Below are 25607 nucleotides of genomic sequence, written 5' to 3'. Positions count from 1 at the left end.
CGCCTAAGTTATACGATCTAAACCATTATATATTAGAACATAGGGTCCAGCAACACCGGATCACTTTCCGGCAAGCTCCAGCACCCTCCTGACCGCGGGCTGATCCAGCAAAGGCCTGGAAGCATCCGGGTCCACCTCCACATCAGGCAATGTCTTCGTTTCCTCGTTGCAGCTTCCATCGGAGACGAGTCCCATGGAGAAGGAGAAGCTGGCCACGTATCCGCTATGGGGTAAAGCCAGGAGCAGCGGATCGATGCCAATCCCGTCTCCCCCGGTTCTTGCGCCTACGAGTGTGGCGAAATTTGTATTTTTGGCAAACACTGCAAACCCTTCGGCAGCGGAATACACACGGCTGTCCACAAGCAGAAAGATTTTCCCCTTAAAGCCCACGGGATGGAAAGGCACTATATTATTCTCCCATTTGGAGTAGGACTGGAACTGGGTTGACGCTTCCGGCGGCAGGTTCGGCAAAGCTAAGGATGTCTGAAGTCTGTTTGATATGGATCAGCCTTCGTCACCAACCTTCGAGCTGTTCTAATGTATATAGTACCTCAGAATGGTTAAATCGAGGCTCAAACATCCATCATGATGTATTTTGTACATTCAAAAGATAGCCGTAAGGCACTTTTCGGCTAATGCTGCAGTTCCTGCTGCACCAAATACACTGAAATCCTAAAACGAGCCTACTTTTGCCCATCCTGATGTATAAAGTGCACTCTAGCGATCTCCGCCCGTGCCTCCCGGGGGCACACTTTCGCATGCGCCATCTATTCCCACCTTTTAAAGGCTGATGCTGTATTAGACACAGGCGTATTAGACTCAGGTGTTGTGTTACATGTCAGTTGAGAGCTTAACGCGAATGACGATAACTCCAAGTGGCAGCAAACATGTCAAAGTTGCGAAAACGGACCGGAGTGCGCTTATTTTCAAGAAAAACACGATTCGGCTATGCTTACAGACTCAGATGTACCTATTCACCGAAATCCACTCTATATATGCCTGATGGAGAGGCAATAAGAGTGATACGGTCCGTAAGCTCGGCTAAATACACCTTATATAGAAAATAAGAGCCACCTGGTCCGTAAGTGTTCTGAAGACAGCCAATTAGAGATGAGCATGGCTGATTAAATGCGGGTTGAATGCCTTTGTAAACAAATAAGGCCAACCAGAAGTTTCTGGCTGACCTTATAATATGAATCTCTAACCAGCTGTACGCCTGGTCTACAGATCTTTCGACATCGTGATGTCGGTAACCGAGTAGCCTACTTTCTGGTACAGCTCAAAAGCGCGTTTGTTCTGGCCGAAGACATGCAGGCCAATCCTGATAATGTTCAGTGCACGGGCCTCTTCCTCCAGCGCCAGCATAGCCTGCTTGCCGTACCCCTTGCCCTGAAACGGCTCAAAAATATAAATGTCATAGATAAAAGCCTCGCGGCCGCTGCGGCCTTCCTTAACATTGAACCAGACGTATCCGACCTGTGTCCCGCTGCTGATCTCTACTACGGAATAAATATAAGCACCCTCGGTATGCAGCCCGTCCGGCAAGGATTGGGTCATGGCATCCGCGGACTGCTTCATGGCAGTCTCCGGGTCCCACGCCCCCGCATTGATCTTGTCCGATGCGTAATCACTGGTCGACTGGCTTAAAAAAAATTGAAACGTGGCTTCGTCCATATGGACTAGTTTAATCATCATGGTAACCCTTCCTGCTTCTTATTGTGATCTTGATCTACCTGCGGGTCAGGCGGCGGTTCCCACGCAGCGCTGCAGGATTGGCAGCGCCAATGCCAAACATGGCCGTCTTCAGCTCCAGTTCGACCTGGGCCAGCGCAGCGTCCAGCGCTTCTTCGGAGTCGACAGCCGGACCCAGCAGGCTCCGGCCAAAGCCAGCCAGATCAGCACCAAGGGCCAGCGCTTTGGCCGCGTCCACCCCATGTTTCAGGCCGCCGCTGCCGATCAGAGCGCCCTGTGGCGATACGGCCCGCACCTCGGCGATACATTCCGCTGTCGGGATGCCCCAGTCCGCAAAGGCTTCGGCCGCCGCCCTCCTCACCGGGTCCTTGCTGCGGAACTTCTCGACCTGGCTCCAGGAAGTTCCGCCGGCACCGGCAACATCAATAAAGGCCGCTCCGGCGTTATACAGGCACAGCGCCGTATCTCCATCAATGCCCCAGCCGACTTCCTTCACGCCGACCGGGACTTCAAGGGCCCGGCATACCTGTTCAATCTGCGCCAGCAAGGAACCAAAACCGGTATTGCCTTCCGGCTGGAAGACCTCCTGAAGACCGTTTAAATGGAGCACCAGATAGTCCGCCCCGGCAATCTCCACAGCCCGGCGGCATTCCTCTGCCCCAAAACCGTAGGACAGCTGAACCGCACCGATGTTGGCGATCACCGGAATGTCCGGTGCCTGACCGCGTACATGAAAGGAAGCGGCCAGCTCCGAGCGTTCCACGGCAGCCCGCACCGAGCCCACTCCAAGGGCCCAGCCACGGCGCTGCGCCGCTTCCGCCAGCCGGACATTAATAGCCCCGGTGGTGGCGCTCCCGCCAGTCATCGAGCTGATGAGCAGCGGTGTACGCAGCTTGCGTTCCAGAAATACCGTTTCCAGCGAAAGTTCATCAAAATTAAGCTCCGGGAGCGCATTATGACGGAAACGGTACTGTTCAAAACCTGTGGTAATTCCGCTGCCCGCCACCTCTTCGTTCAGGCACAATCTTACATGTTCGATCTTGCGTTCCCCTGTCCTGGAAGCGGGCAGCAGCGACTTCCCGTTCGCGTCCTGTGGCGTATGATTCATGATGTGTCCTCCCGTTGCTTTCCTTCTATATTTTGAACCATTATAACACATCTCTGCGCATCAATTTACAATAAGAGGATATTCCTTCAATACTGGAGGCCGCTTTCACTTTCTTACCTGCTTCACTTCTGTCCTGCGGGCGGTAATAGGTTCTTAGATGCCGGAGCATCGCCGCTATACAATGAACAAAGCTCCGTGACACTTCAGGAGGAACTCCCATGAACCCAAGCCGCCATCCTTCCATCCACTCCCCCAGCAAAAAGAGAATTCCCTTACACCGCCGTACCTTGACGCTGCGGATCACCCTGTTTCTGGTCCTCTGGCTGATCGGCGTGATGATCTATCAGACCCACAAACCGCTGCCCCCGGGACTTTCTTACGAAAGCCCGGTGTACCGGGTGGACCAGGTTGACTTCTGGCATGACTTGACCTATGCCGACGGAAGCCCTACGGGGAGACAGGAGAGCGAGATTCTGCCGCGAATGCTGCAGATTATAGAGGAATCCCGAGAATTTCTGGTTGTCGATCTGTTCCTGTTCAACGATTATACTCATGCGGACCAGCAGTTTCCGGCTGTCAGCCGTATGCTTACCGACAAGCTGATTGCCCACAAAACCGCCAATCCGGGCATGGACATTGTTTTTATAACCGATGAGGTCAATACCAATTATCATTCCGCTCCTAATCTGCTGCTGGAGGATATGAAGGCTGCGGGGATCAAGGTGGTCCTCACGGATGTCGATGCTCTGCGTGATTCCACTCCTGCTTATTCTGCCGTGTGGCGTACCTTTATCCAGTGGTTCGGACAATCCGGTACCGGCTGGATTCCCAACCTGATGGCGGGTGAAGGTCCGGATATAACGGCACGCTCCTATCTGAAGCTGCTGAATGTGAAGGCTAACCACCGCAAGGTCATTGTCAGCGAGCAAACCGCTCTGATCTCCTCGGCTAATGTACATGATGCAAGTGCCTATCATTCCAATATCGCACTGGAGGTAAAGGGACCCATCATCGGCGATATTCTTAAAACAGAGCAGGCGGCAGCCGATCTATCGGGCGCAGGCCCACTGCTGAGCAAGGAACCTAAGTTTACCGGGACAAGCGGCGGTGAAGCCGGCGGAGCACTGGAAGTCCGTTATTTAACCGAAGGTAAAGTGTATAAATATGCTCTGAAGGCCATCAATGACGCTCAACAGGGAGACGTTTTATGGATGGGCATGTTCTATCTTGCCGATGATGGTATTCTGGACGCACTGCTGGATGCCGCAGGTCGCGGCGTTCAGGTCCGGCTGCTGCTGGATCCCAACCAGAATGCCTTTGGCCGTGACAAGATCGGCATTCCGAACCGTCCGGTTGCCATGGATTTGAACCGCCGTTCACAGGGCAGCATTCAGATCCGCTGGTATAACACTACCAAGGAACAATATCATCCCAAGCTGTTGTTTATCGCTAAACCGGAGGGTAACTCGATTATTCTGGGCGGATCCACCAATTTCACGGCCCGCAATCTGGATGACTACAACCTGGAGAATAACCTATGGGTCGCGGTGAAGCAGGACCAGCCGCTCTATACGGAGATGGAGGGCTACTTCAAGCGGCTGTGGAACAACGAGGGCGCAGAATACAGCCTGCCGCTAGAGGATTATCAGAGTGATGTAACATGGATGAAATATATCCTGTTCAAGCTGCAAAAAACGCTCGGCTTCACCACCTTCTAAAGCTGACCAAATCAAAAACCACCGTGGAGGTCTGCCTGCAGACTTCCCGGTGGTTTTTGGTTAGGGTAATGCTTAGCAGCAGATTATAGCTACAGCAGCGGTGACATCAGGCGGGCTGCCGATTCGAGCATCCGCTCCAGCAGCCGCTTATTCATAAAGGTCTCCTGCTCGATCTGGCTGGTGGATAATAAATCCCGCTCGAAATCGGCCACGATGCGCGAGACGCTTTCTGTCTGGATCAGCAGGGCATTCACCTCAAAATTAAGATGAAAGCTGCGCATATCCATATTCGCCGTACCGATCGTGGCAATTTCACCATCCGTAATCAGCAGTTTGGAGTGGATGAAGCCTTTTTCATATTCGTAAATCTTCACACCCGATTCCAGCAGCGCCGGGAAATAGGAATGGGAAGCCAGAAAGGGAATCCACTTGTCGGGCTTGGCGGGGAACAGGAGACGCACATCCAGCCCCGACATTGCAGCCACACGCAGCGCGGTCAGAATATCCTCGTCCGGGATGAAGTACGGACTGGCGATCCAGACCGATTTTTGGGCGGAGGTAATCATGGAGAAGAAAATATTCTTCAGCGCACGACGTTCGTTATCCGGGCCGCTGGCAATGATCTGCACCGCCCCGTCTCCGGCCATAAACCGCAGCTGCGGCGAAAGGTAATCCTGCTCAAGAATTTTCTCGCCCGTCGTATGCATCCAGTCCTGCAAAAAGATAATTTGCATCGTCCGCACCGCTTCGCCCCGGATCAGCATATGCGTGTCACGCCAGAAACCATAGGTCTTGCTGCGGCTTAAATATTCATCGCCCACGTTCAGACCGCCCATGAATCCGACATCACCATCTATAACTACAATCTTGCGGTGATTCCGGTAATTAACCCGGCTGGAAAAGAAAGAGGTGGAGTTGCCGTATGCCGCCACCTGAATCCCCGCATCGCTCATTTCCTTCAGGAACGCTTTGGATAATTGAATACTGCCTACTGCATCATACATAAAACGGACCCTCACACCTGCCCGGGCCTTCTCAATCAGGATTTGCTGAATGCGGGTTCCAATATGATCGGCCCGAAAGATGTAATACTCCATATGGATATGATGCTGGGCCTGACGCAGCTCCATAAGCAGGGTGCCAAATGTCTCCTCGCCATTTGTCAGAATCCGTGTCTCCGAGGTAAAGGAGATCGGCGAGCGGGCGAGCCGTTGCGACAAGCCCAGCAGCTTCTGGTGGGACGGTTCAAAGATCGACCAATCCTGATGCATCCGCAGTGCATCATTCTCAATCCGCTCGTAAGCCATTAAATCACGTTGGGCCTTTTTATCGTATTTGCGGCGTTTGAAAACATTCTGTCCGAACAGGAAATAGAAAATAAGTCCCACGATCGGGATCAAGGCCAGCAGCAGAATCCAGGACATCGTCGTGGAGGGATTGCGGTTCTCCATCGAAATGGCCAAACCAATAGAAATGACCGTCAAGGTCGAAAAAATACTGATGATGGTGGTACCTGTACTTCCGAACAATCCAAAACCAAAATAATAAAAAGCAATAAATGCCCCAATAATGATGATTGCCTGCAATCCTCTTCTCATACGCTACCTACCTTCTTGAAATGAAACTATCACGAAAATGACACAATTATATATTACATGAAGAACCCCTGACTTCCTACTGGAATGCAAGGCAAAATGAAATTACGACAATATTGTAACCTCTTGGTTCCGTAAATTTGTAATAGCACAAAATTTATAATATAATCGGCCTGACTGGATAGTCAATTAGAGAACCGGAAAGTCAAAAAGGGGGTTATCATTACTTGTGGCCGACCGAACCATAGACAAAAGAGAACAGATTATCAAGACAGCGATGCAGTTGTTCGCGGTGAAGGGCTCATCCTCAACCTCCATGCAGGACATCGCCGAGCTCTGCGGAATCTCCAAGGGCAGCTTGTATCTGGCCTTCAAATCCAAAGAAGAACTGGAACACAGCATCTTCATCTACTGCTACCGGATGATTCGCGACCCCTTGATCCGCGAGGAGCAGGAAAGCAACCGCTCTCCACGGGAGAAACTCCGCAACCAGACTGAAATTCTGCTCAACCACGTCTACGAGCTGCGGGAGTTTTTGCAGCGGCAAATTCAGGAGTTGGCCGGAAAAGGCCAGACAGATATCCCCAAGTGGCTGTGCAAAAGCAACGGAATTCTCCTAAGCTGGTTTAAATCCAAGCTGGAAACCCTATATGGGCCGGAAATTTTGCCCTATACCGGCGATTTAAGTCTCGTCGTGCATGGGATGATTCACTCCTATCTACGTGTGATTTTCCAGTTGGATTCACCTGTGTCCATCGCCCGAATGGCTGACCATCTGCTGGATCTGATGGATATCCTGGTGTCTGGTCTGCTGGCGGGGTCATCACAACCGCTCATCTCTCCTGCGGTACTGGCAAGCTGGATGGAGGAGCATGAAGAAAACCTCCGCAGAAATCCGCTCCAGCTCATAAAAGAGATGCGGACGATCGTCAGTGCAGCAGCTAATCTGGAACCCGAGCAGCTCGAAGATGCACTTGAATCACTGACGATTCTGGATGGTGAGCTGCTGGACCCGCATCCGCGCAGAGCGATCATTCAAGGAATGCTGTCGAATCTGGAGAGTCACTCCGCACTGGAGAAACATTTGCAGGAGCTGAAGAAGCTGATTATGTCTTTTGGAAGCAATCCTTGCACGTTGTCTTAAGAAGTAAATACAGAAAGAGAACAAGCGGTCTTGAGAGATCAAGGCCCGGGAGGAGTAGAAACGTAACTTATGAAAAGTTTAATTAATTTCTCACTCAGGAATAAGTTCGCGATATGGCTGCTTACCATCATTATAGTCTTTGCCGGTCTCTACAGCGGACTCACAATGAAGCAAGAGACACTGCCTAATATCAGTATCCCCTACCTGAGTATAACCACAATATACCCTGGTGCAGCACCGGAAGGCGTGGTTAATGATGTCAGCAAGCCGCTTGAGCAAAAGCTCCGCAATGTGGATGGCGTAAAGACCCTGACCTCCACTTCACTGGAGAATGCCTCCAGCATTCAAATTGAATTTGATTACGGTACGAATCTGGATAATGCTACGGCCGCTGTCCGCGAAGCATTGAATGAAGTGGCTCTGCCCGAAGCTGCGCAAAAGCCGAGTATATCCCGTTTCAGTCTCAGCTCCCTGCCAGTCGTATCACTGAGCCTTGCAAGCGACAGCTCCAAGAATCTTGAAGAACTGACCCGGATTGCGGAGAACGATATCCGTCCCGAGCTGGAAGACCTGGACGGTGTGGCATCCGTTCAGATTGCCGGTCAATATGTCAAGGAAGTGACACTGAAGTTCGATCAGGCCAAGCTTAGTCAATACGGGCTGAGCGAAGAAACTGTAAAGGGTATGGTTCAAGGCTCCTCGCTCCGCGTTCCGCTTGGATTGTTTGAGCTTGAAAAATCCCAAAAAGCAGTGGTCGTAGACGGAAACATTACCACAGTGGAAGATCTTAAGAACCTGAGTGTTCCAATAACTCCAGGTGCAGCCGGCGCTAACATGAGCCCCGGCGGAACAGCACCGACCGCAGGCGGCGGAACTTCGCCAGGGGCTGCCGGAGCCGGTCAAGCGGCGGGAGCCCTCCCTTCGGGTGCCGGTCTGCCGACAGTGAAGCTGAGCGAGCTGGCTGCTATTGAGGTAGTCGGCAATTCCGAGTCAATCTCCCGCACCAACGGCAAGGAATCCATCGGGATTCAGATCGTCAAGGCCAATGATGCCAATACCGTCGAAGTTGTGAACCTCGTGAAAGACAAGACGGAGGAGCTCAAAGAGCAGTATAAGGGACTCGATCTAACCGTGCTGCTGGATCAGGGCAAGCCGATCGAAGATTCCGTGAACACCATGTTGTCCAAGGCCGCTTTTGGTGCTTTGTTCGCCGTGCTGATCATTCTGCTCTTCCTGCGGAATATCCGCTCCACTATTATTTCCATCATTTCGATTCCATTGTCGCTGCTGATTGCGATTCTGTGCCTGCGACAGATGGATATTACACTGAACATGATGACGCTGGGCGCCATGACCGTCGCCATTGGCCGGGTCGTTGATGACTCCATCGTTGTTATTGAGAATATCTACCGGCGGCTGTCGCTATCCAGCGAGAGATTACGCGGGAGGGAATTGATCAGTGCGGCTACCCGCGAGATGTTCGTGCCGATTATGTCCTCGACCATCGTAACGATTGCCGTATTCCTGCCCCTTGCTTTTGTCAGCGGGATGGTTGGCGAGTTGTTCCTGCCTTTTGCATTAACAATGGTATTTGCCCTGCTGGCTTCACTGGTGGTGGCCATCACCCTTGTTCCCGCACTGGCGCATACTCTTTTCCGCAACGGCCTCAAGAAGAAGGGTAAGAACAGCCATGGTGAACGTCCTGACCGAATGGCAGCCGGTTATCAGAAAATTCTGAGATGGAGCCTTTCCCATAAGCTGATTACCTTCGTGGCGGCACTTCTGCTGCTGGGGGGCAGCCTGTTCCTGATCAAGCCGATCGGCGTCAGCTTCCTCCCTTCACAGGAAGAGAAAAATGCGACCCTGACTTTCTCGCCGAAAGCCGGGCAAACGCTTGAAGACGTCAAAGCGCTCGGTATGAAAGCCGAGAAATATATCCTGGCCCAGGAGCATCTGGACAAAATGCAATATTCCATCGGCGGCAGCGGTCCCTTCGGAATGGGCGGCTCCGGCAACTCAGGACTCTTCTATGTCGCTTATGACAGCGACACTCCAGATTTTGAAGCCGTTAAGGAGAAGCTGATAGAAGGATTGTCCAAGGAAGTCCCCGAGGGAGTATGGGGTGATTTGTCCGGTATGGCCGGCGGCGGGCTTGGCGGCAGCACCCTGACCGTGAACATCTTCGGTGACAGCCTGGAGCAGTTGAAACCGGTGGCCGACGAAATCGCGGATATTGTGAAGGCTGATACCGCAAACTTCAAGGACGGCGAGACCAGCCTCTCCGAAGCTTACGATCAATATACCCTAGTAGCCGATCAGGACAAGCTCAGCTCTCTTGGACTGACTGCGGGACAGATCGCCATGAAGCTGGCTCCGGCTGGAACGCGCCCTGTCCTCACAGAAGTTGAGCTGGACGGCAAGAACTATAATGTCTATATCGAGACCGACAAGGATACCTACAAGAGTATCCAGGAAATGGAACAGGCTACAGTGGCCTCGCCGCTTGGCCTTGAAGTCCCTATCGGTGATGTGGCTTCCATTGAGAAAGGTTCTTCACCGGATTCCATTACCCGTATGGACGGTAAAATGAAGGTGGATGTCACCGCCGAAATTATTGCCAGCGATGTCAACAGCGCTTCAAACCATGTGAAGGACAAAATCGATGCATTGGACTTACCGGACGGAGTAAGCGTGACCTTCGGCGGCGTGACCGAGCAGATCAATGAAACCTTCGGCCAACTGGGTATTGCCATGGCGGCAGCGATCGCCATCGTATACTTTGTGCTCGTAGTTACCTTCGGCGGCGGACTGGCTCCGTTTGCCATCCTGTTTTCCCTGCCTTTCACCGTCATCGGTGCACTGGTAGCGCTGCTGCTGTCAGGGGAAACACTTAACGTCTCCGCGTTGATGGGTGCTCTGATGCTGATTGGTATCGTCGTCACCAATGCGATTGTCTTGATTGACCGCGTTATTCACAAGGAGAAGGAAGGACTCTCCACCCGTGAAGCGCTGATTGAAGCAGGCGGAACCCGTCTGCGTCCGATTCTGATGACCGCACTCGCAACCATAGGCGCGCTGCTGCCATTGGTTACGGGCCTGGAGAGCAGCGCCGGTATCATCTCCAAGGGACTTGGCGTTACGGTTATCGGCGGCCTGGTCAGTTCCACACTGCTGACCCTGGTCATCGTGCCGGTGGTGTACGAATTCCTGATGAAATTCCGCAGCAAAAAGGTATATGAATAACAACAACTGAACAGAGGGATGTCCCCAAAGCCATAAAAGGGCTGCAGGGGACATCCCTCTGGCTTTTTCTGCAAAAAGGACAGAATAAAGACGCCTCCCCGGCTACGGGACAGGCGTCTTTGTCCTTATGCAATGTTTCGACGCTAATTATGGTACTCAAGCCATTGCAGCAGCACTGTTCTCCAGTGAAGACTTCCAAGCACGCAGCATTTGCAGATCTTGTGGAAGAAATTCCTCCAGCATATGGCTAAGTCCCAGATATAGCTTGCTGTCAGTTGCTGCATTCAGCCTGTCGCAGAACTGCGGTGTCCATCTCAGCAAATGCTCCTCCAGGAAAGTCTCCTGGATCTCCAGCAGTTCCATCGCACTTCGTACAGAGAAACTGTTGAAGAGCATACGTTCATGGAGCACAGCCATAAATTCCAACTCAATTGCAATATGATCATCGGCTTCGCCGCTGCACTTCTTGAATACGATACCCGCTGAGGCATATACATCCGAGAGCACATTGCAGAACTCCTCGGATCGGCCGAGCTGGGCGGCCTCACGAGGGACGAAAGAGCCAACAGCCCCTTCGTTCATCAAGCGCTTATATTCCAGATTCTCTTTCTCGCATACCTTGGGCAACTCACCCGGCTCCTGGCTGCATAAATATCGTTTCAACTCGCGTCCGCCCTCAGTCATTTCAGCCGCTATACTCATCTGGCGGTTGCGGCTCCATTGGGCAACGAGGGAGAGCGACGGCTTTCTTCCGAAGAAGTCTATCAAAAGCTGGTATATTAATCCTCGGCTGTCCAGCCAACGGCTAAAGGTTTCCGGAACGACAAGTGACGAAACAGTCTGTAAGGTCATTGTGCAAATCCTCCTCTACTTGGATTACTCTTTATATTTAAATTATATCGGTTTTTTAAAGCGCTTTCCGTGAGCATTCTATGACCATTCCCTGCAATTGTCGCTGAACTGTCAAACTAATCCTGACCTCTCCGAAAATGCCTGCTTTAGAGCAGCCGTTGTCTTGCCCACATCACAGTATCCGCCAGAGCTGCAGCACCATATACCCCGCAATCCCCCAGATTAATAACGCGGAGATTATATTCAACAGCCTGACTGCCTTTCCGGACGCATCCGCTTGTCTGAACAGATGCCCGGCTGCAGCCAGACCAAGGAACCAGATCCAGGAAACTGTAATAGTAGCCACGGTGAAAGCAAGACGTGTCCCTCCGCTGTACTGCAGGGAGCCTGTCCCGATTACCCCCACCGTATCGAGCAGCGCATGCGGATTCAACAGCGATACCGAAAGTGCATATCCTACCTGCCCCTTGATGGAACGTATCTTCTGTTCATTCATGGCGGGAGTAGCCTGCCATATTTTCCAGCCCATATAGGTTAGGAACAAAATTCCTGCTCCGTAAACTACCGGTGTTATCCAAGCCACAGAAAGAACGATCAGCGATACACCTCCGACGGCTGCCCCAATCAGCAAGGTATCGCATAAAGCTGCCGTCAGCACAACAGGAAGCGCACTGCGGAGCCGCGGATGCAGCACTCCTTGATTAAAGACGAATATATTCTGTACCCCCAGCGGCAAAATAAGTCCGAAAGCTAATATTACTCCATGTATAACTGCTTCTATCATCAACGTACCTCCTGGATAATCTTCTGCGCAGCGGACGGCCTAGTCTCGAGCCCCTGTAGCAATACCGATCATACCCAGTGCCGCCACATTCGTAACCATCCAAATATGCGCATGGCACCCAACCAAACCTTTTACACCCGCCAAACCATGATATACTCAAGGCAAAAAGGAGCATTCCACTTGAAGCCCCATACGAAAACCACCGGCGTTGTAAACCCAGAATTGTCCTCAGGACCACCAGCCTCCGGCAGGGAATGGACTCCGGTGCAAGACTCGCCGCTACCGCTCTATAAGCAAATTGCTGACTATCTAACCGGCTTCATCCGCAGCGGCGTTTGGCCTGCCGGCATGCGGCTGCCCCCGCAGCGCGAATTGTGCCGCCAGCTGAAGGTGAACCGGAGTACCCTTGTCACCGCACTGGGACAACTGACCGCACTTGGCCTGATTGAAGGGAATCGGGGCGGCGGAACAAAAGTCGTGATCTCGCCAGACTCAACCAACCCCGCTCCGGGCAGAGCCGGCAACTGGAATGATTATGTCGAGGAAGGGACACATTACCCGAATCTGCCTGCAGTACAGGCGATCAACCGGCTCGAATACGAGCCGGGTCTGATCCGTCTCGGTACAGGAGAGCCTGCCCCGGAACTGCTGCCCGGTGCAGCGATGCAGGCGATTCTGGCCGAGCTTGCGCAGAAGCCGCTAAACCTGGCCTACGAAGAGCCGCTCGGCAGCCCCCGGCTGCGGGCAGCCGTCAGCGCCCACCTGGCCAAGCTGGGAATAGCGGCTCCGCCATCCTCGATTCTGATTACCTCCGGTGCGCTGCAAGGTTTGCAGCTGGTTGCCCTTGGACTGCTGCCGCGCGGCGGGGCGATCCTGCTGGAGAGGCCGTCCTACCTCTACTCCATCCACGCCTTTCAATCGGCCGGGGTGAAGCTGGGCGGTCTGCCGATGGATGAGCGGGGCCTGCTCACCGGCAGCATTGCCCGGGAAACCCGGCGCTCCCAGGCAGCCATGCTCTACAGCATCCCGTCCTTCCATAATCCGACTGGCATTCTGATGGATAGGGAACGGCGCGAAGCCTTAATGGCCGTCACCGAAGCGCTGCAGCTGCCCGTCCTTGAGGACGGCGCCTATCAGGAGCTGTGGCTGGATTCCCCTCCCCCGCCGCCGCTGAAGGCGCTCGACCATACGGGCCGGGTGCTGCATCTCGGCACGTTGTCCAAAGCGGCCAGCCCGGGCTTGCGCATTGGCTGGGTGGTCGGCCCCGAGCCGGTAGTACGGCGGCTGGCCGACATTAAGATGCAGAGCGACTATGGCGCAAGCTCCCTGTCGCAGCTTGTTGCCGCCCGGTGGCTGGAGGGCGGCTACCATGAAGAGCATAACGGCTTCCTGCGCCGGATGCTCCGTGAGCGGCGCGATACGATGCTGGCGATACTCCAGCAGCATTTTACCGGCCTCGCCTCGTGGAACAGACCGGCAGGCGGCTTTTATATCTGGCTGTCGCTGCACAAGCCGCTGCCGCTGCGGACCTTGTTCCGTACAGCGCATAAGGCCGGGCTGCTGCTCAACACCGGAGATTTGTACGACCGCAGCGACAACAGACATTTGCGGCTCTCTTATGCCTTCGCTACGCCGGAGGAACTGGCAGCCGGTCTCCCAAGGCTGGCCCAGCTGATCCGTTCATTCAAATCATAATAGCACTTATGGCAAATAACTATTTACGACAGAACATAACAAAAAAATCACCCCTGGCGGGTGAATAACAACTCGTAGCTTAACTAGGCCCGGATTATTGTACAATAGGCAAGATTATCGTCATTTGGCTTGCATAGAACTCACATTGTTGTGCAACGTGCACAACTCTAAAGCCTATATAGTGTGGTTAAGACAATGGTTGACTGTGCGATTGTGCGTGGGTCCCTCTGCGGACACGATGAGGTCCCTTCACGATCTGCGGCTGATGCGGACAGGAAATCCGTTATTGGGGAGGTTTCGTCTATTCAGCAGAACAAACGGACAGGGATTCCGCTAATTGTCCCATCTCCCTCATTCTAGGCTCAAACGAACGATATAACGGCTCCTGAGTCCGAATTCGCCAGAAAAGCAGACTTTTTCGCAAAATAGAGTCTCCTCTGTCCTCTTCACGCCGCTGATGGAGCCCAACCCTCCTGCACCGCTATATCATCTGAAGCTTCCAAGATATCCACATTTTTTGGCATTGCATCATTTCCAAAGCGACAAAAAAGCCGCCACTTGGGCAGCTGAAGCAATATATAGCTACGTAGTGCCAAGCGGCAGCTTCACAATGAACACCGATCCTCCGCCGGGGCTGCTTGCAGCCGTTACGGTTCCATGATGAATCTCCACGATCTTCTTAACCAGTGACAGCCCCAGCCCGCTGCCTCCGCGGCTGGCGCTTCGGGCTTTATCAGCCTTATAGAAACGTTCGAAGATGCGGGGCAAATCCTCTGCCGCTATCCCTATGCCGCTGTCCTTGATCTCAACCTCGACTCCCCGGTCCACAGACCGGAGCTGAATCTGGATATTCCCTCCCTGCGGGGTAAATTTAATGCTGTTGTGCAGCAGATTGGTCCAGACCTGGATGAGCAGATCCGAAACGGCCGTAAGCTCAACCTCCTCCAGTTCAGCCTCAACCTCGATCCCCTTGTCCAGCCACTGCGGCTCGGAGACCAGAATGATCTCCCGCAGCTGCTTATCGAGCCGAAAAGGACGCAGCTCAAAGGGAAAGCTGCCCGATTCCAGCGCTGACAGCTTGAGCAGATTATCGCTGAGCCCTGACAAGCGGGTACTTTCAGCCTCAATAATGTCCAGGTAATGCCGTCTGCTTCCGAGGTTAAGCGACTCGTCCTGAAGTGCACGGGCGAACCCGCGGATAGAGGTTAGAGGAGACTGAATCTCATGCGATACATTGGAAATGAAATCCTGGCGCATCGTCTCCATCCGGCTGAGCTCGCTAGCCATCTCATTAATGCTCTCCACAATTTCGCCGTATTCGCCATAATCCTTGTTTCTGTCCAGGACCACATTGAAATCGCCGGTGGCAATCCGCTTGATCCCCTCAATGATGGATTGGTAGAATACCCGTTCCCAGCCACGAAAAATTTTGGATAAGACCCAAAGCAGCAGCAGCAAAATCACAACGCCTACTATAACGCTGCTTAACTGAGCAATATACTCAGAGGATGGGCGGCCATATTTGCCGTATATCCAGTTCATGAGTACAAACGATGTACTCCAGCTGAGGGCTACAGCGCCGAAAAAAGCCAAATAGATCAAAATACCCTTTATTATTTTCCTAAGCAGCTTCATCCCTCAAGCTCCAGCCGGTAGCCGAGTCCGCGGATCGTCTTGATGGCAAAGTCGTATTTTTCGTGGGGAAACCGTTCACGCAAGCGGTTGATATGGACATCCAGCGTACGTTCATTGCCTTCAAAGTCATAACCCCAGATCTCTTCAATCAGCCGTTCCCTGGTCAACGTTTGCCTCGGGTAGCTGGCCAGTTTGAACAGCAGCTCGTATTCCTTAAGCGGCAGGGTGATTTCGCCCTCTTCCGTGAACGCCTCATACGTCTTGCGGTTCATCCGGAGGCGGCCGATGCTGACACTTTGGGCTGCCGAAATCTGGTACCTTTTCAGCAGCGCCCTTACTCTGGCAATCAGCACCAGCGGTTCAAAAGGCTTCACCAGATAATCGTCCGTCCCCAGATCAAATCCTTTGATAATCTGCGAGGTGTCCCCTTTGGCGGTTAACATGAGGATCGGGAAATCGTAGGCCTTCCGCAGCTCACGGCACAGCTCCCAGCCGTCCATATTCGGCATCATCACGTCCAGAATCACCATATCCACAGATGAGCTTTCCAGAAAATGCAGTGCCTCCACTCCATCGGAGGCCCCGGATACCTCCATTCCTTCAGCTCTCAGAAACACTTCCACCAATTCGCGAATGTGTGGGTCGTCGTCCACTACCAGAATCTTTGTCATAGTCCGGCTCTGCCTCCTCTATTTCACCGGTAAGCTCCGGTAGGTTCATTTGCAGCTGCTGGGTAGCGAATTCCCGGTATAATTCATGATCCTGCAGCAATTCCTCATGGGTTCCTCTGCCGGTAATCTGGCCCTTTTCCATAAAAATAATCTGATTCGCCTTCACTACTGTCGCCAGGCGGTGAGCAATCACAATGGTAGTCCGTCCCTGCATCAGATTGCCGAGGGCCTTCTGAACCACGGCCTCCGACTGGCTGTCCAAACTGGAGGTTGCCTCATCAAGCATTAGAATCTTCGGATTCCGCAGCAGTGCCCGGGCAATCGCGATCCGCTGCCGCTGTCCGCCGGACAGCTTAACCCCCCGCTCCCCGACATCCGTCTGGTAGCCTTCCGGCAGCTCGTCAATAAATCCGTCCGCATAAGCCATGGCGGCAGCCTGGCGCATTTCCTGCTCGCTGACTTCACGCTCCAGGCCATAGCTGAGGTTCTCGGCGATGGTCCCCGCCAGCAGCGGGCTTTCCTGGGACACGTAGCCGATCAGATTGCGCCAGGAACGCAGGGAGAAATTCCTCACAGGCTGGTCACCGAGCAGAATCTGGCCGTTTTGCGGCTCATAGAACCGTTCAAGCAGAGCGAATAACGTTGTTTTCCCGCCGCCGCTGGGACCGACAATAGCGGTCACCTCGCCAGGCAGCATCTGAAAGCTCACACCGCTGAGCACCTTTTCGGCATTTTTATAACCAAAGCTTAGATCCTCTACAATAATCGGTCCTTCTGTACCGTTTGCTTCAGACGCTCCTTCATAAATCTCTTCCTCAGCAGCCAGCGTTTCAATAATACGCTCCGAAGCTCCCGTTGCTTTCTGAATTTGGGTGAAAAAGGTGGTCAGCTGCGTAAGCGGCATGATGATCTGTATGAGATACAGAATAAAAGCAACCAGTTCCCCTGCACTCAGCACTCCGGCCGACACCTGCATCCCGCCATATCCGATGATCACGACAAGCAGCATCATGAATACAAACGAAACCAGCGGGCTAATCATCGCATTGATCTTCCCCTCGCGGATGCCGAAGGACAGCAAATTCATGATTCCGGTTCTGCCGGCCTCATATTCCCTCTTCTCCGCACCCGAGGCTTTCACCAGCCGGATCTCCGACAGCACACCGCTGAGGGTAGCGGTAAAGGAGGCCGTCTCATCCTGCATCCCCTTGGAGATGTTGTACATTTTGCGGCCAAGCGGCACCAGAATCAGCGCGGATAAAGGAATTACGGCGAAGAGAACCAGAGTCATCTTCCAGTTCAGATACAGCAGCACGGCAACTGAACCAACAATCGAGATGATGCCCGTAAACAGATTGGCCAGATGCTCGGAGATCAGCGTCTTGATAATCCCCGTATCGTTGGTCATACGGCTCACGCTTTCCCCGGTACGGTTATCATTGTAATAGGATACCGGCAGCACAAGGAATTTGCGCCACAGCCGGTCCCGCAGCCCGGCTACCATTTTTTGTCCAAGAAAATTGAGCAGGTAGATGGAAATGCCGCCAGCGATAGTCTGGGCAATAAAAGCACCCGCAATCGCAGCAATTTGCAGCTTGCTGACAGAGGCAAGCGAGAAGCCGTCCACTAGACTTTTGGTGAACATGGGAATGACCAGACTAACCAAAGTCGAAATTATACCGAGGCCTATAGCCAAAGCAAGCAGCCCGTAAGACGGTTTCGTTTCTTTCAATAACTTCAAGAAGGGCTTAAACGTCATACCCCGCTGCTGTGAAGATGTGTTGCTGTTCATGAAGATTCCCCTTTTCTTTCGGATAGATGACAGAAGAAGGTCTCTTCTGCCCGCCGTATTCCAACCATAACTTCCTTTTGTAAACTGAAGTTAAACGAGCCGCCGGGCATTCCTGTCTACCCTTTGGGAAAAGATGAAGCCAGCTTTATGGCGGCCTGATAATCTTCGGGCGTATTCATATTCAGCAGCGCAGCCGCACGTGCCTGCGGGCTGCCAGGAAACTCATGCTCATGAATATAATGAACCTTCCGGGCGTCCAGCCACTCCATGACCCGCGGACGTTTCCGCTCCAATGCATCTTCAAGGCTGGGCAGAAGCCGCGAGTGGTACACAGCCAGTAGCGGCTGAACCTTTCCCGCGGCATTTACAGGTACAACTGCATCAATATAAGAAGCCGCAGCAGCTATTCCAATCATATATTGCATGATCTCCCTGGAGGCAAAAGGAAGATCGCAGGCTGCTGCCACATTCCATTCTGTATTTGACCTCCAAAGAGCGGCGTGCAGGCCCGCAAGCGGTCCCTGGCCCGGATAGCGGTCTGGAATCAGGGGCAATCTAAGAAAACGGTAAGCCTCCCTTTCCTCTGCGCCGCAGGCAATACACACGGAATTGGCCACGATCGACAGCCGGGCTGCCAAGTGTGAAATCAGCGGAACGCCTCCAAGCTCCAGCAGGGCTTTATCGGCTCCCATGCGGCGGGAATGCCCTCCAGCTAAAATTATGCCGGTAATTTTCATCTTTAGTCTCCTCTTTTACAGACATTTGGGAATATCATCAAAAGTTGGTTTGTATCCCTTTTCAACACGTGTTACAGTGATAGAGGTGCCTTAAAAAAAGGCAAATGCAAGGCAATCAGCGGGAAAGGAGTGCCCAATTTGCGGGAGAACCTTAACAAGCCACTTTCTTTCACGTCTCTGAAATGGTTCAATTTTTTTGTATACGGAACCATCGTCCTTTTCACCAGTTATTTTCAACTATACCTTCAGGATGTGGGAATGAACAAGCTGGAGATCGGCACTGTAATGTCTCTGGGCGCCCTGGTCTCCATCTTCGCAAATCCGTTCTGGGGAATCTGGACGGACCGTTACCAGAATATAAGACGCATAGTTCTTGTGATGCTGGCTGGAACCCTGGGTCTGTCGCAGTTTATTTTTCAGGCCAATACATATGAAACGATCTATATCTCCATCGTCTTGTTCTATTTCTTTCAGGGCCCGCTCTTCGCCCAGAGCAATACGATGATTCTAAGCTATATTGAGGGTACGAACCACCGGTTCCAATCCTTCCGCCTCTGGGGGTCGCTGGGCTGGGCCATCACGGCCATTGCGGCCGGACTTTTGCTGGACTGGAGCGATATCTCCATCCTGTCTTATCTGTTTGCCGTTTTGTTGTGTGCTTCGATGATCGCGCTGGTGATGCTGCCGAAGCTTGACCATTCCATCGGAATGGCTCCGCTGTCGTTCAAGAGCTTCAGCAAGGTCTTTTATAATCCGTTTTTCCTGTGCTTCATTCTGTTCGGTATTCTGGTGTCGATTCCCAATACTATGAATAATACCTTTATGTCCTTATATATAACAGATCTGGGCGGCTCCACGGGAATGATCGGCTGGGCCGTATTCCTTTCCTCCATTCTGGAGGTTGGCGTATTCATCCTGTGCTCCCGGTTCCTGAAGCGAAAGGTTTCGGTGCTCATCGGTTGGCTCGCACTGGTCAGCGCCTTGTTCCTTCTGCGCTGGTGGCTGATGGCCGGAGCGACCACACCGCTCCAGGTAGTGCTGATTCAAATCCTGCACTGCATCACATTCGGCGGGTTCTTCTATGTCGGCACCCAGCTTACCATGCTGCTTGTGCCACGTCCCTTCCGCTCTTCGGGGCAAGCCCTGTATACCTTAACCTGGAGCGGGTTGTCGGGCATTCTCGGCGGCGTTCTCGGCGGCTGGCTGTTCCAGAACCTCGGTGCACAGAGTATGTACCAGGTCGGTGTTTTCTTCACGCTGATTGCTACTATTGGCTTCGGCTGCATGTGGCTTTTCGTCACCCGCGGAGGCTACCAGCCACCGGAAGAGGTTGGCGAAGAAGAGCAAGAGATCGAAATCTACTAGTATAGACCCAAACAGGCTTGGCTTCCCGGACGGGAGGCCAAGCCTGTTTTATAGGTTCTATTTGGCTGCCGTTCATCTCACAGTAGAGGAACAGCCGTCTTTGCAGCTAACATCAATCAAGCTATTTAGCCTTGTTTGGGCGGCTGGAACGAGCTTTTCAGTGAAACTACAAGATTGAAGACCGGCCGGCCCGGAGCCGAATACTTACTGTCGACATTGAAGTAGCCATGCCGGAAGAACTGGAATTTATCCTGCGGCACACTATCCTTCAGAGCCGGCTCTACGAAACCTTGCAGAATCTCAATAGACTTCGGATTAAGCTGATCGAGGAAGCTTGGCTCCGGCTTCTCGGCGGAAGCTTCCAGCCCATCGACTTCTGTATCCGCATCAGGCTCCTCTGCTGAGATAAGCGGCTCGTACAGGCGGAATTCGGCCGGTACCGCCTGGCTCGCTTCCACCCAGTGCAGCGTACCTTTCACCTTGCGGCCGGTGAAGCCGCTTCCGCTTTTGGTTTCGACATCGTACGTACAGTGCAGCTCTATAACCTCGCCGTTCCCGTCTTTGATAACCTCGTTGCATTTGATGAAATAAGCATGCTTCAGACGCACTTCATTGCCCGGGAATAGACGGAAGTATTTGTTCGGCGGATTCTCCATGAAATCATCGCGCTCAATATAAATCTCACGGGAGAACGGTATCTGACGAGTGCCCATGGCTTCGTTCTCCGTATTGTTCTCCGCTTCCAGCCATTCCGTCTCCCCTTCCGGATAATTCGTAATGACCACCTTAAGCGGGCGAAGTACAGCCATGGTGCGCGGTACAGTCAGCTTCAGGTCCTCACGGATGAAATGCTCCAGCATCTGCAGATCCACCAGACCCTGGCTTTTGGAGATTCCCGCTTCATAGACAAAGCTGCGGATGGCTTCCGGAGTATAGCCGCGGCGGCGCAGGCCCGATAAGGTCGGCATCCGCGGATCATCCCAGCCATCCACATGACCTTCGTCTACGAGCAGCTTGAGCTTACGCTTGCTGGTCATCGTCTGGGCCAGATTCAGGCGCCCGAATTCATATTGATGCGGCACGGCCGGCATCTCGCATTCGGCCACGACCCAGTCATAGAACGGCCGTTGATCTTCAAATTCCAGCGAACACAGGGAGTGAGTGACACTTTCGATGGCATCCTCGAGCGGATGCGCGTACGTATACATCGGGTAGATACACCACTTGTCGCCCGTATTATGGTGATGTGAATGAGAGATTCGATAAATTACCGGGTCGCGCAGGTTGATATTCGGTGAGGCCATGTCGATCTTGGCGCGCAGCACCTTCTCGCCGTCCTTGAATTCGCCTGCCCGCATTCTGCGGAACAAATCCAGATTCTCTTCGGCACTGCGCTCACGGTAGGGGCTGTTCTGACCCGGCTGTGTCAGCGTTCCCCGCAGCTGGCGAATTTCATCCGCGCTGAGATCGTCGACATAAGCTTTGCCTTTGGTGATGAGCAGCTCGGCACGTGTATACATCTCTTCAAAATAATCGGAAGCGAAACGCAGCTCTTCCCACTCGAAGCCCAGCCATTTCACATCTTCCTGAATGGAGTTCACATATTCCAGATCCTCTTTTGCCGGATTGGTGTCATCGAATCTCAAATGGGTCTTGCCGCCGAATTCATCAGCCAGTGTAAAGTTAATCCAGATCGCCTTGGCATGTCCGATATGTAAATAACCGTTCGGCTCAGGCGGAAAGCGGGTAATCACTTCCTTAACTTTCCCCGAGCGGAGATCTTCGGTAATAACATTCTTAATAAAATTGGAGGGGGTACCACGGTTCTCCACAGCTATCAACCTTTCATCCTATATTGATTATGCTACTTCTTGTATAAACATGTTTCCTATTAATATACCCGTTAAACGTGCATTGTTCAATAAAAGCGGGCACAGCTCCCGGATCTGCGCTGCGTAAAACCCGGCGGCTCCGAACCGGGGGCAGATTCTTTGACTTCTCTCCCGGGGATAAGGTAGCATGAGGATTACAACAGATTTTACCTTTATTTAGGCACAAGGGGGACTCATATGAAAGTCGTTAAACTGCCCAAAGAGCAGCGGGACATGATGGTAGAGAACATCCGCGGTTATTTCGAGGATGAACGCGGGGAGACCATCGGCCATCTGGCTGCGGACAACCTGCTGGAATTTTTCCTGCAGGAGCTTGGGCCTGCAGTCTATAATGCTGCGCTGGCCGATTGCCGTACTTTGGTTGGACAACGCCTGCAATCGCTTGAGGATGACATGTACGCACTGGAATGGAAAAAACGCAAATAACCCTAAGGAGGCAGCCGCTTGTTTACCTATGTCATTGATGAAGAACTTATACTCAAGCCGCTGATGCCCGAGCATGCGAAGAGCATGTTCGCACTGGTAGAACGTTCACGGGAACGGCTCCGGCAATGGCTGCCCTGGGTGGATGGCGTTACAGAACAGGCCCACATCGCCAGCTTTATCACAAATGCCATCAAGCAGGGCAGTGACAATGGCGGATTTACCGCCGGACTGTGGGTTCGCGACGAGTTTGCCGGCATTATCGGATACCATGAAATAGATTGGCGCAGCCGTGCTGTCGGTATCGGCTACTGGCTCGGCGAGGGGTATGAAGGCAAAGGCTACATGACCAGCGCCTGCCGGGTCTTCGTCGACTACGCGCTGCTGGAAATGGAGCTGAACCGCGTGGAAATCCGGTCCGCAACCGGCAACCTCTCCAGCCGGGCGATTCCCGAACGGCTGGGTTTCGTCCTTGAAGGAGTGATCCGCCAGGCCGAGAAGCTTCCCTCCGGGTATGTAAATCATGCCGTATATGGTCTGCTGCGCAGCGAGTGGCAGCTGCTGAATTGAACCGTCTATAACCCGGCTGTACCCTAAATGGATTATGCTACGAATGAGACAGTCCTTTTCATTTCAAAACCGTAAAACAACAGCAGCGCAGCGATTCTCCCGTAGAATCGCTGCTCTTTCGTTTGTGGTCATTTACGGCTTGCTTTAACAGAGGATGGGCAAGCGAAGCCATCCGACCCCGAGCGTTATTTTCCCCATCCCTCGAAGCAAAAAACTGCGAAGTCCCCGGTTGTTCTTCCGTTGCCCAAACACACTTTCCGGCTCAAATCCTCCACTGAACGGCTAAAGCATAACACGCTTCACGTGGCAGGAGTTGCCTAGCCTGTTATCAATAACGCAGGCCTTAGTGAGTCACCGTGCGTTGCCGCAATTCATACCGCCGTCTGCTGTGGGTAACCATGAGAGCCGAATAATAGCCGGGTGCAGCAGGCCGGATGATTGCTGGTTGGTTGTTGGTTGATGTTGGTTGATTGTTGATTGATTGCACGTTGATTGCCTGGTAGTGAGCTAGTAGATAGATAAGTCTTTGGTTTGACTGCATTTTGTGCATCGGAACGCAGGCAAACCCGGCCTTTTATCGATTTGGCTGCATTTGGTGCATCAGGAAAGGCAGAACAGGCCTGGATTTCGATATTTTCGATATTTCGGATGTACAAAATACATCAGAATGGACGTTCGAGCCCTCCCTGAGCGATTTGGCTGCACTAAATACACTGGAGCGGCAGCCGGCTCAAACTGACCGCGCGCTCCATAAGAGGATTGTTAAGTGTCTATCCAACTCAAATAGGTGTCCCTAGCAGCCATTTCTGGCTGCTGAACACCCCCCTTTGAATTCAAAAACCTCATAACACTATGGTCTGAGCATGTTGCTCATAAATATTTCATCGACATACCTGCCGCCGAGATAGAACTCTTCCTTCAAGCGTCCCTCTTCCCGGAAGCCGCATTGGCGGTAAAAGGCGAGCGCCGGTGTGTTGCAGGATAAGACGCGCAGGCGCAGTTTGCGGATGCCGTTATTCCCTGCATGCTGCTTGATCGCTTCGATCAGCAGCCGTCCGATTCCCCTGCGCTGAAATTCGGGGTGCACGGCAATGTTGATCTCGCATACATGCCTGTTGCTCTCCATCCCGCTGGGGCAGCCGAAACCGAGATAACCGCATAGCCGCTCTCCTTCCAGAGCAACCAGTTGAGAGCCGGGCGGTGCATGCAGCAAATAATCTTCGCGTGAGCGCCACACCAGGGGGCCCGGCGTCGTATCCTGCGTCCAAATCATATGATCAAGTGTAATCAGTTCCCGGGCATCCCTGATTTCCGAGAGCCGGATGGTAAATGTCCCTTTGTGGATCTGCTGCATCTGCTCTACACCCCTGCCTTGCCTCTAATATATCTTTTGCCGATTATGGCACCGAACAGCCGGCGGCGGTTAGGCTAATGGCCGCGCGGCTGCAGGCCCTCTGCGGTTCATATAGGCGTGAACCATGAAGAATCCCACGGACAGCACTGCCACCCCGCAGGCCAGCCACGCCGTAGGCGCCAGACCCCCATTGTCATACAGGACACCCATGAAATAAGGGCCTACCACTCTGCCAATGGCGCCGATTCCCCCGCTTAATCCCAAATAGAACGGTGCACTGCGGTCCGCATGATCCGAGATAAAGGAAGGCATGGCGGGCGAGATCAGCATTTCCCCCAACGTGGTCAGCAGCATGGCCAGCACCAGACCGGGGTAGTTGGGAAGCAGCAGAATAACGGCATAACCGCTTAAATAGAACACCGCGCTTGCTGTCATCTGCGCCGTTGACGTACCTGCAAACCAGCGTTTGATCAGACTGATTAAAGGCTGGGCTGCAAAAATAAGGATACCGTTCAGCGTCCAAAGGAAACCGTAGATCTTCTTGGGCCAGCCTTCCGTAATGATAAACGGAGATACTCCGCTGTTCCAGATCGAGTTGCCGATCAGCAGGAACATGGAAGCGATGGCCATATACAGATAAATACGCGTATGCCCCATCAGCTTCCAGGCGGAAGCACCTTGTTGAGACGGAGCGTGCTGCTGCCGGACCGTGTCCTGGGACAAGGCCGGCTCTGTCCCAACCTTTCTTAGATAGACAAAAAAGAAGCCGGCGAAGACCGCTGAAGTTACACCATTCATTACAAAGCTTAGCATATAGGAGATGTCGGCCAAAAATCCGCTTAATGCCGTACCCAGCGCGACGCCTATATTATTGGCGACATAAATGACATTGAACAGCTCGCCGCGCTGCTCCGCAAAGCGGAATCCAATAAAGGCCTGTATCGCGGGCAATGACAGCGAGTTGAACAGCCCGACAAGACCCATCGTAACCATGAAAAGCTGCCAATTTACACTGGCTGCGGGAAGGGCAAATAAGGCCAGGGCATTCATCGCCAGCGCCCCCACAATCAGCCGGTTTACGCCCACCTTGTGATACAGTGATCCGCCAAGCAGCTGGCCTGCAATCCCGCCAATGGATTGAATCAGAATCACCAGCCCCGCATCCTTCATGCTGCGCCCCAAATCATCAAAAACATACATTGTTACAAGCGGCCACATCAAAGCACTACCTGTGGCATTAATAAGACTGGCAATCAGAAATACTTTCACTTCTTTAGGATAAGCTGCTAAAAACTTCATGCGTAATGTACATCCCCTGTAATATATGTGTCTTTAAT

General features: G+C 52.8%; 21 protein-coding genes and 1 pseudogene. 7 read left to right on the top strand and 15 right to left on the bottom strand.

Annotation, left to right across the window (positions count from 1 at the left end; genetic code table 11):
- Nucleotides 1–60: 60 nt before the first annotated feature.
- The 3 genes from IEY53_RS17475 to fni all read right to left on the bottom strand — a co-directional run bounded on the left by IEY53_RS17475 (nucleotide 61) and on the right by fni (nucleotide 2800).
- Nucleotides 61–471, bottom strand: coding sequence for a S41 family peptidase (locus IEY53_RS17475; RefSeq protein ID WP_229696208.1), 411 nt, complete (start codon nucleotides 469–471; stop codon nucleotides 61–63).
- Between the two features lie 750 nt (nucleotides 472–1221).
- Complete coding sequence (locus IEY53_RS17470) at nucleotides 1222–1695, bottom strand: GNAT family N-acetyltransferase (protein ID WP_229696207.1); 474 nt, start codon at nucleotides 1693–1695, stop codon at nucleotides 1222–1224.
- Between the two features lie 34 nt (nucleotides 1696–1729).
- On the bottom strand, nucleotides 1730–2800 hold the full coding sequence (gene fni, locus IEY53_RS17465; protein ID WP_189027154.1) for a type 2 isopentenyl-diphosphate Delta-isomerase: 1071 nt from the start codon (nucleotides 2798–2800) through the stop codon (nucleotides 1730–1732).
- 218 nt (nucleotides 2801–3018) lie between these two features.
- Between fni and IEY53_RS17460 the strand changes: the two genes are divergently transcribed.
- Entirely contained in the window at nucleotides 3019–4518 is a 1500-nt protein-coding gene (locus IEY53_RS17460) for a phospholipase D family protein (protein WP_189027152.1), read from the top strand.
- A gap of 89 nt (nucleotides 4519–4607) precedes the next feature.
- On the opposite strand, the gene cls is transcribed toward IEY53_RS17460, so the two are convergent.
- Nucleotides 4608–6116: a cardiolipin synthase gene (gene cls / locus IEY53_RS17455; protein ID WP_189027150.1), complete on the bottom strand. Its 1509-nt coding sequence runs from the start codon at nucleotides 6114–6116 to the stop codon at nucleotides 4608–4610.
- 226 nt (nucleotides 6117–6342) lie between these two features.
- Between cls and IEY53_RS17450 the strand changes: the two genes are divergently transcribed.
- Entirely contained in the window at nucleotides 6343–7257 is a 915-nt protein-coding gene (locus IEY53_RS17450; RefSeq protein WP_189027148.1) for a TetR/AcrR family transcriptional regulator, read from the top strand.
- 69 nt (nucleotides 7258–7326) lie between these two features.
- Complete coding sequence (locus tag IEY53_RS17445; protein WP_189027147.1) at nucleotides 7327–10500, top strand: efflux RND transporter permease subunit; 3174 nt, start codon at nucleotides 7327–7329, stop codon at nucleotides 10498–10500.
- 156 nt (nucleotides 10501–10656) lie between these two features.
- Here the strand turns inward: IEY53_RS17445 and IEY53_RS17440 are convergent, their stop codons facing one another.
- Nucleotides 10657–11352 (bottom strand): TorD/DmsD family molecular chaperone, encoded by a 696-nt coding sequence (locus IEY53_RS17440; RefSeq protein WP_189027145.1) that lies wholly within the window; start codon nucleotides 11350–11352, stop codon nucleotides 10657–10659.
- A gap of 172 nt (nucleotides 11353–11524) precedes the next feature.
- A complete protein-coding gene (locus tag IEY53_RS17435) occupies nucleotides 11525–12136 on the bottom strand; it encodes a LysE/ArgO family amino acid transporter (RefSeq protein WP_189027143.1) in 612 nt (203 codons plus the stop codon).
- Nucleotides 12137–12316: 180 nt separating this feature from the next.
- Here IEY53_RS17435 and IEY53_RS17430 point away from each other — a divergent pair, with 180 nt between their 5' ends.
- Nucleotides 12317–13831 carry an aminotransferase-like domain-containing protein gene (locus tag IEY53_RS17430; RefSeq protein ID WP_308424228.1) on the top strand — a complete coding sequence of 505 codons (1515 nt, stop codon included), beginning with the start codon at nucleotides 12317–12319 and terminating at the stop codon, nucleotides 13829–13831.
- 582 nt (nucleotides 13832–14413) lie between these two features.
- On the opposite strand, the gene IEY53_RS17425 is transcribed toward IEY53_RS17430, so the two are convergent.
- The 4 genes from IEY53_RS17425 to mobA form a co-directional block, all read right to left on the bottom strand.
- On the bottom strand, nucleotides 14414–15466 hold the full coding sequence (locus IEY53_RS17425; RefSeq protein WP_189027141.1) for a sensor histidine kinase: 1053 nt from the start codon (nucleotides 15464–15466) through the stop codon (nucleotides 14414–14416).
- Nucleotides 15463–16137, bottom strand: a complete 675-nt coding sequence (locus IEY53_RS17420; RefSeq protein WP_189027139.1) for a response regulator transcription factor — start codon at nucleotides 16135–16137, stop codon at nucleotides 15463–15465. The genes IEY53_RS17425 and IEY53_RS17420 overlap by 4 nt, the downstream gene beginning before the upstream one ends.
- Entirely contained in the window at nucleotides 16067–17929 is a 1863-nt protein-coding gene (locus IEY53_RS17415) for an ABC transporter ATP-binding protein (RefSeq protein WP_189027137.1), read from the bottom strand. The genes IEY53_RS17420 and IEY53_RS17415 overlap by 71 nt, the downstream gene beginning before the upstream one ends.
- Nucleotides 17930–18045: 116 nt before the next feature.
- Nucleotides 18046–18666: a molybdenum cofactor guanylyltransferase gene (mobA, locus tag IEY53_RS17410; RefSeq protein ID WP_189027135.1), complete on the bottom strand. Its 621-nt coding sequence runs from the start codon at nucleotides 18664–18666 to the stop codon at nucleotides 18046–18048.
- 138 nt (nucleotides 18667–18804) lie between these two features.
- Here mobA and IEY53_RS17405 point away from each other — a divergent pair, with 138 nt between their 5' ends.
- Complete coding sequence (locus IEY53_RS17405; protein WP_189027133.1) at nucleotides 18805–20031, top strand: MFS transporter; 1227 nt, start codon at nucleotides 18805–18807, stop codon at nucleotides 20029–20031.
- 125 nt (nucleotides 20032–20156) lie between these two features.
- Here the strand turns inward: IEY53_RS17405 and IEY53_RS17400 are convergent, their stop codons facing one another.
- Nucleotides 20157–21863 (bottom strand): glutamine--tRNA ligase/YqeY domain fusion protein, encoded by a 1707-nt coding sequence (locus IEY53_RS17400; protein WP_189027131.1) that lies wholly within the window; start codon nucleotides 21861–21863, stop codon nucleotides 20157–20159.
- 237 nt (nucleotides 21864–22100) lie between these two features.
- Between IEY53_RS17400 and IEY53_RS17395 the strand changes: the two genes are divergently transcribed.
- Nucleotides 22101–22349, top strand: coding sequence for a DUF2164 domain-containing protein (locus tag IEY53_RS17395; protein ID WP_189027130.1), 249 nt, complete (start codon nucleotides 22101–22103; stop codon nucleotides 22347–22349).
- A gap of 18 nt (nucleotides 22350–22367) precedes the next feature.
- On the top strand, nucleotides 22368–22916 hold the full coding sequence (locus IEY53_RS17390) for a GNAT family N-acetyltransferase (protein ID WP_189027128.1): 549 nt from the start codon (nucleotides 22368–22370) through the stop codon (nucleotides 22914–22916).
- A 58-nt stretch (nucleotides 22917–22974) separates the two neighbouring features.
- On the opposite strand, the pseudogene IEY53_RS36315 reads toward IEY53_RS17390, so the two are convergent.
- The 4 genes and pseudogenes from IEY53_RS36315 to IEY53_RS17375 all read right to left on the bottom strand — a co-directional run.
- Nucleotides 22975–23241: pseudogene (locus IEY53_RS36315) on the bottom strand (transposase); the annotation flags it as partial.
- A gap of 46 nt (nucleotides 23242–23287) precedes the next feature.
- Complete coding sequence (locus IEY53_RS17385; RefSeq protein WP_189027126.1) at nucleotides 23288–23572, bottom strand: hypothetical protein; 285 nt, start codon at nucleotides 23570–23572, stop codon at nucleotides 23288–23290.
- A 194-nt stretch (nucleotides 23573–23766) separates the two neighbouring features.
- Nucleotides 23767–24270: a GNAT family N-acetyltransferase gene (locus IEY53_RS17380; protein WP_189027124.1), complete on the bottom strand. Its 504-nt coding sequence runs from the start codon at nucleotides 24268–24270 to the stop codon at nucleotides 23767–23769.
- Nucleotides 24271–24339: 69 nt separating this feature from the next.
- Nucleotides 24340–25569: an MFS transporter gene (locus IEY53_RS17375; protein WP_189027123.1), complete on the bottom strand. Its 1230-nt coding sequence runs from the start codon at nucleotides 25567–25569 to the stop codon at nucleotides 24340–24342.
- Nucleotides 25570–25607 lie beyond the last annotated feature (38 nt).

The sequence above is a fragment of the Paenibacillus albidus genome (assembly GCF_014644435.1).
GTDB lineage: Bacteria > Bacillota > Bacilli > Paenibacillales > Paenibacillaceae > Paenibacillus_AQ > Paenibacillus_AQ albidus.
Note: the sequence above shows the minus strand (reverse complement) of the source record. Positions and strands in the feature narration are given on the sequence as shown.

Excerpts from the sequence above, each read along its gene's own strand:
- IEY53_RS17445 (WP_189027147.1), top strand. The coding sequence starts at position 7,327 with ATGAAAAGTTTAATTAATTTCTCACTCAGGAATAAGTTCGCGATATGG.
- IEY53_RS17440 (WP_189027145.1), bottom strand. The coding sequence starts at position 11,352 with ATGACCTTACAGACTGTTTCGTCACTTGTCGTTCCGGAAACCTTTAGC.
- mobA (WP_189027135.1), bottom strand. The coding sequence starts at position 18,666 with ATGAAAATTACCGGCATAATTTTAGCTGGAGGGCATTCCCGCCGCATG.
- IEY53_RS17425 (WP_189027141.1), bottom strand. The coding sequence starts at position 15,466 with ATGAAGCTGCTTAGGAAAATAATAAAGGGTATTTTGATCTATTTGGCT.
- IEY53_RS17435 (WP_189027143.1), bottom strand. The coding sequence starts at position 12,136 with ATGATAGAAGCAGTTATACATGGAGTAATATTAGCTTTCGGACTTATT.
- fni (WP_189027154.1), bottom strand. The coding sequence starts at position 2,800 with ATGAATCATACGCCACAGGACGCGAACGGGAAGTCGCTGCTGCCCGCT.
- IEY53_RS17380 (WP_189027124.1), bottom strand. The coding sequence starts at position 24,270 with ATGCAGCAGATCCACAAAGGGACATTTACCATCCGGCTCTCGGAAATC.
- IEY53_RS17375 (WP_189027123.1), bottom strand. The coding sequence starts at position 25,569 with ATGAAGTTTTTAGCAGCTTATCCTAAAGAAGTGAAAGTATTTCTGATT.
- IEY53_RS17420 (WP_189027139.1), bottom strand. The coding sequence starts at position 16,137 with ATGACAAAGATTCTGGTAGTGGACGACGACCCACACATTCGCGAATTG.
- IEY53_RS17470 (WP_229696207.1), bottom strand. The coding sequence starts at position 1,695 with ATGATGATTAAACTAGTCCATATGGACGAAGCCACGTTTCAATTTTTT.
- IEY53_RS17395 (WP_189027130.1), top strand. The coding sequence starts at position 22,101 with ATGAAAGTCGTTAAACTGCCCAAAGAGCAGCGGGACATGATGGTAGAG.
- cls (WP_189027150.1), bottom strand. The coding sequence starts at position 6,116 with ATGAGAAGAGGATTGCAGGCAATCATCATTATTGGGGCATTTATTGCT.
- IEY53_RS17415 (WP_189027137.1), bottom strand. The coding sequence starts at position 17,929 with ATGAACAGCAACACATCTTCACAGCAGCGGGGTATGACGTTTAAGCCC.
- IEY53_RS17460 (WP_189027152.1), top strand. The coding sequence starts at position 3,019 with ATGAACCCAAGCCGCCATCCTTCCATCCACTCCCCCAGCAAAAAGAGA.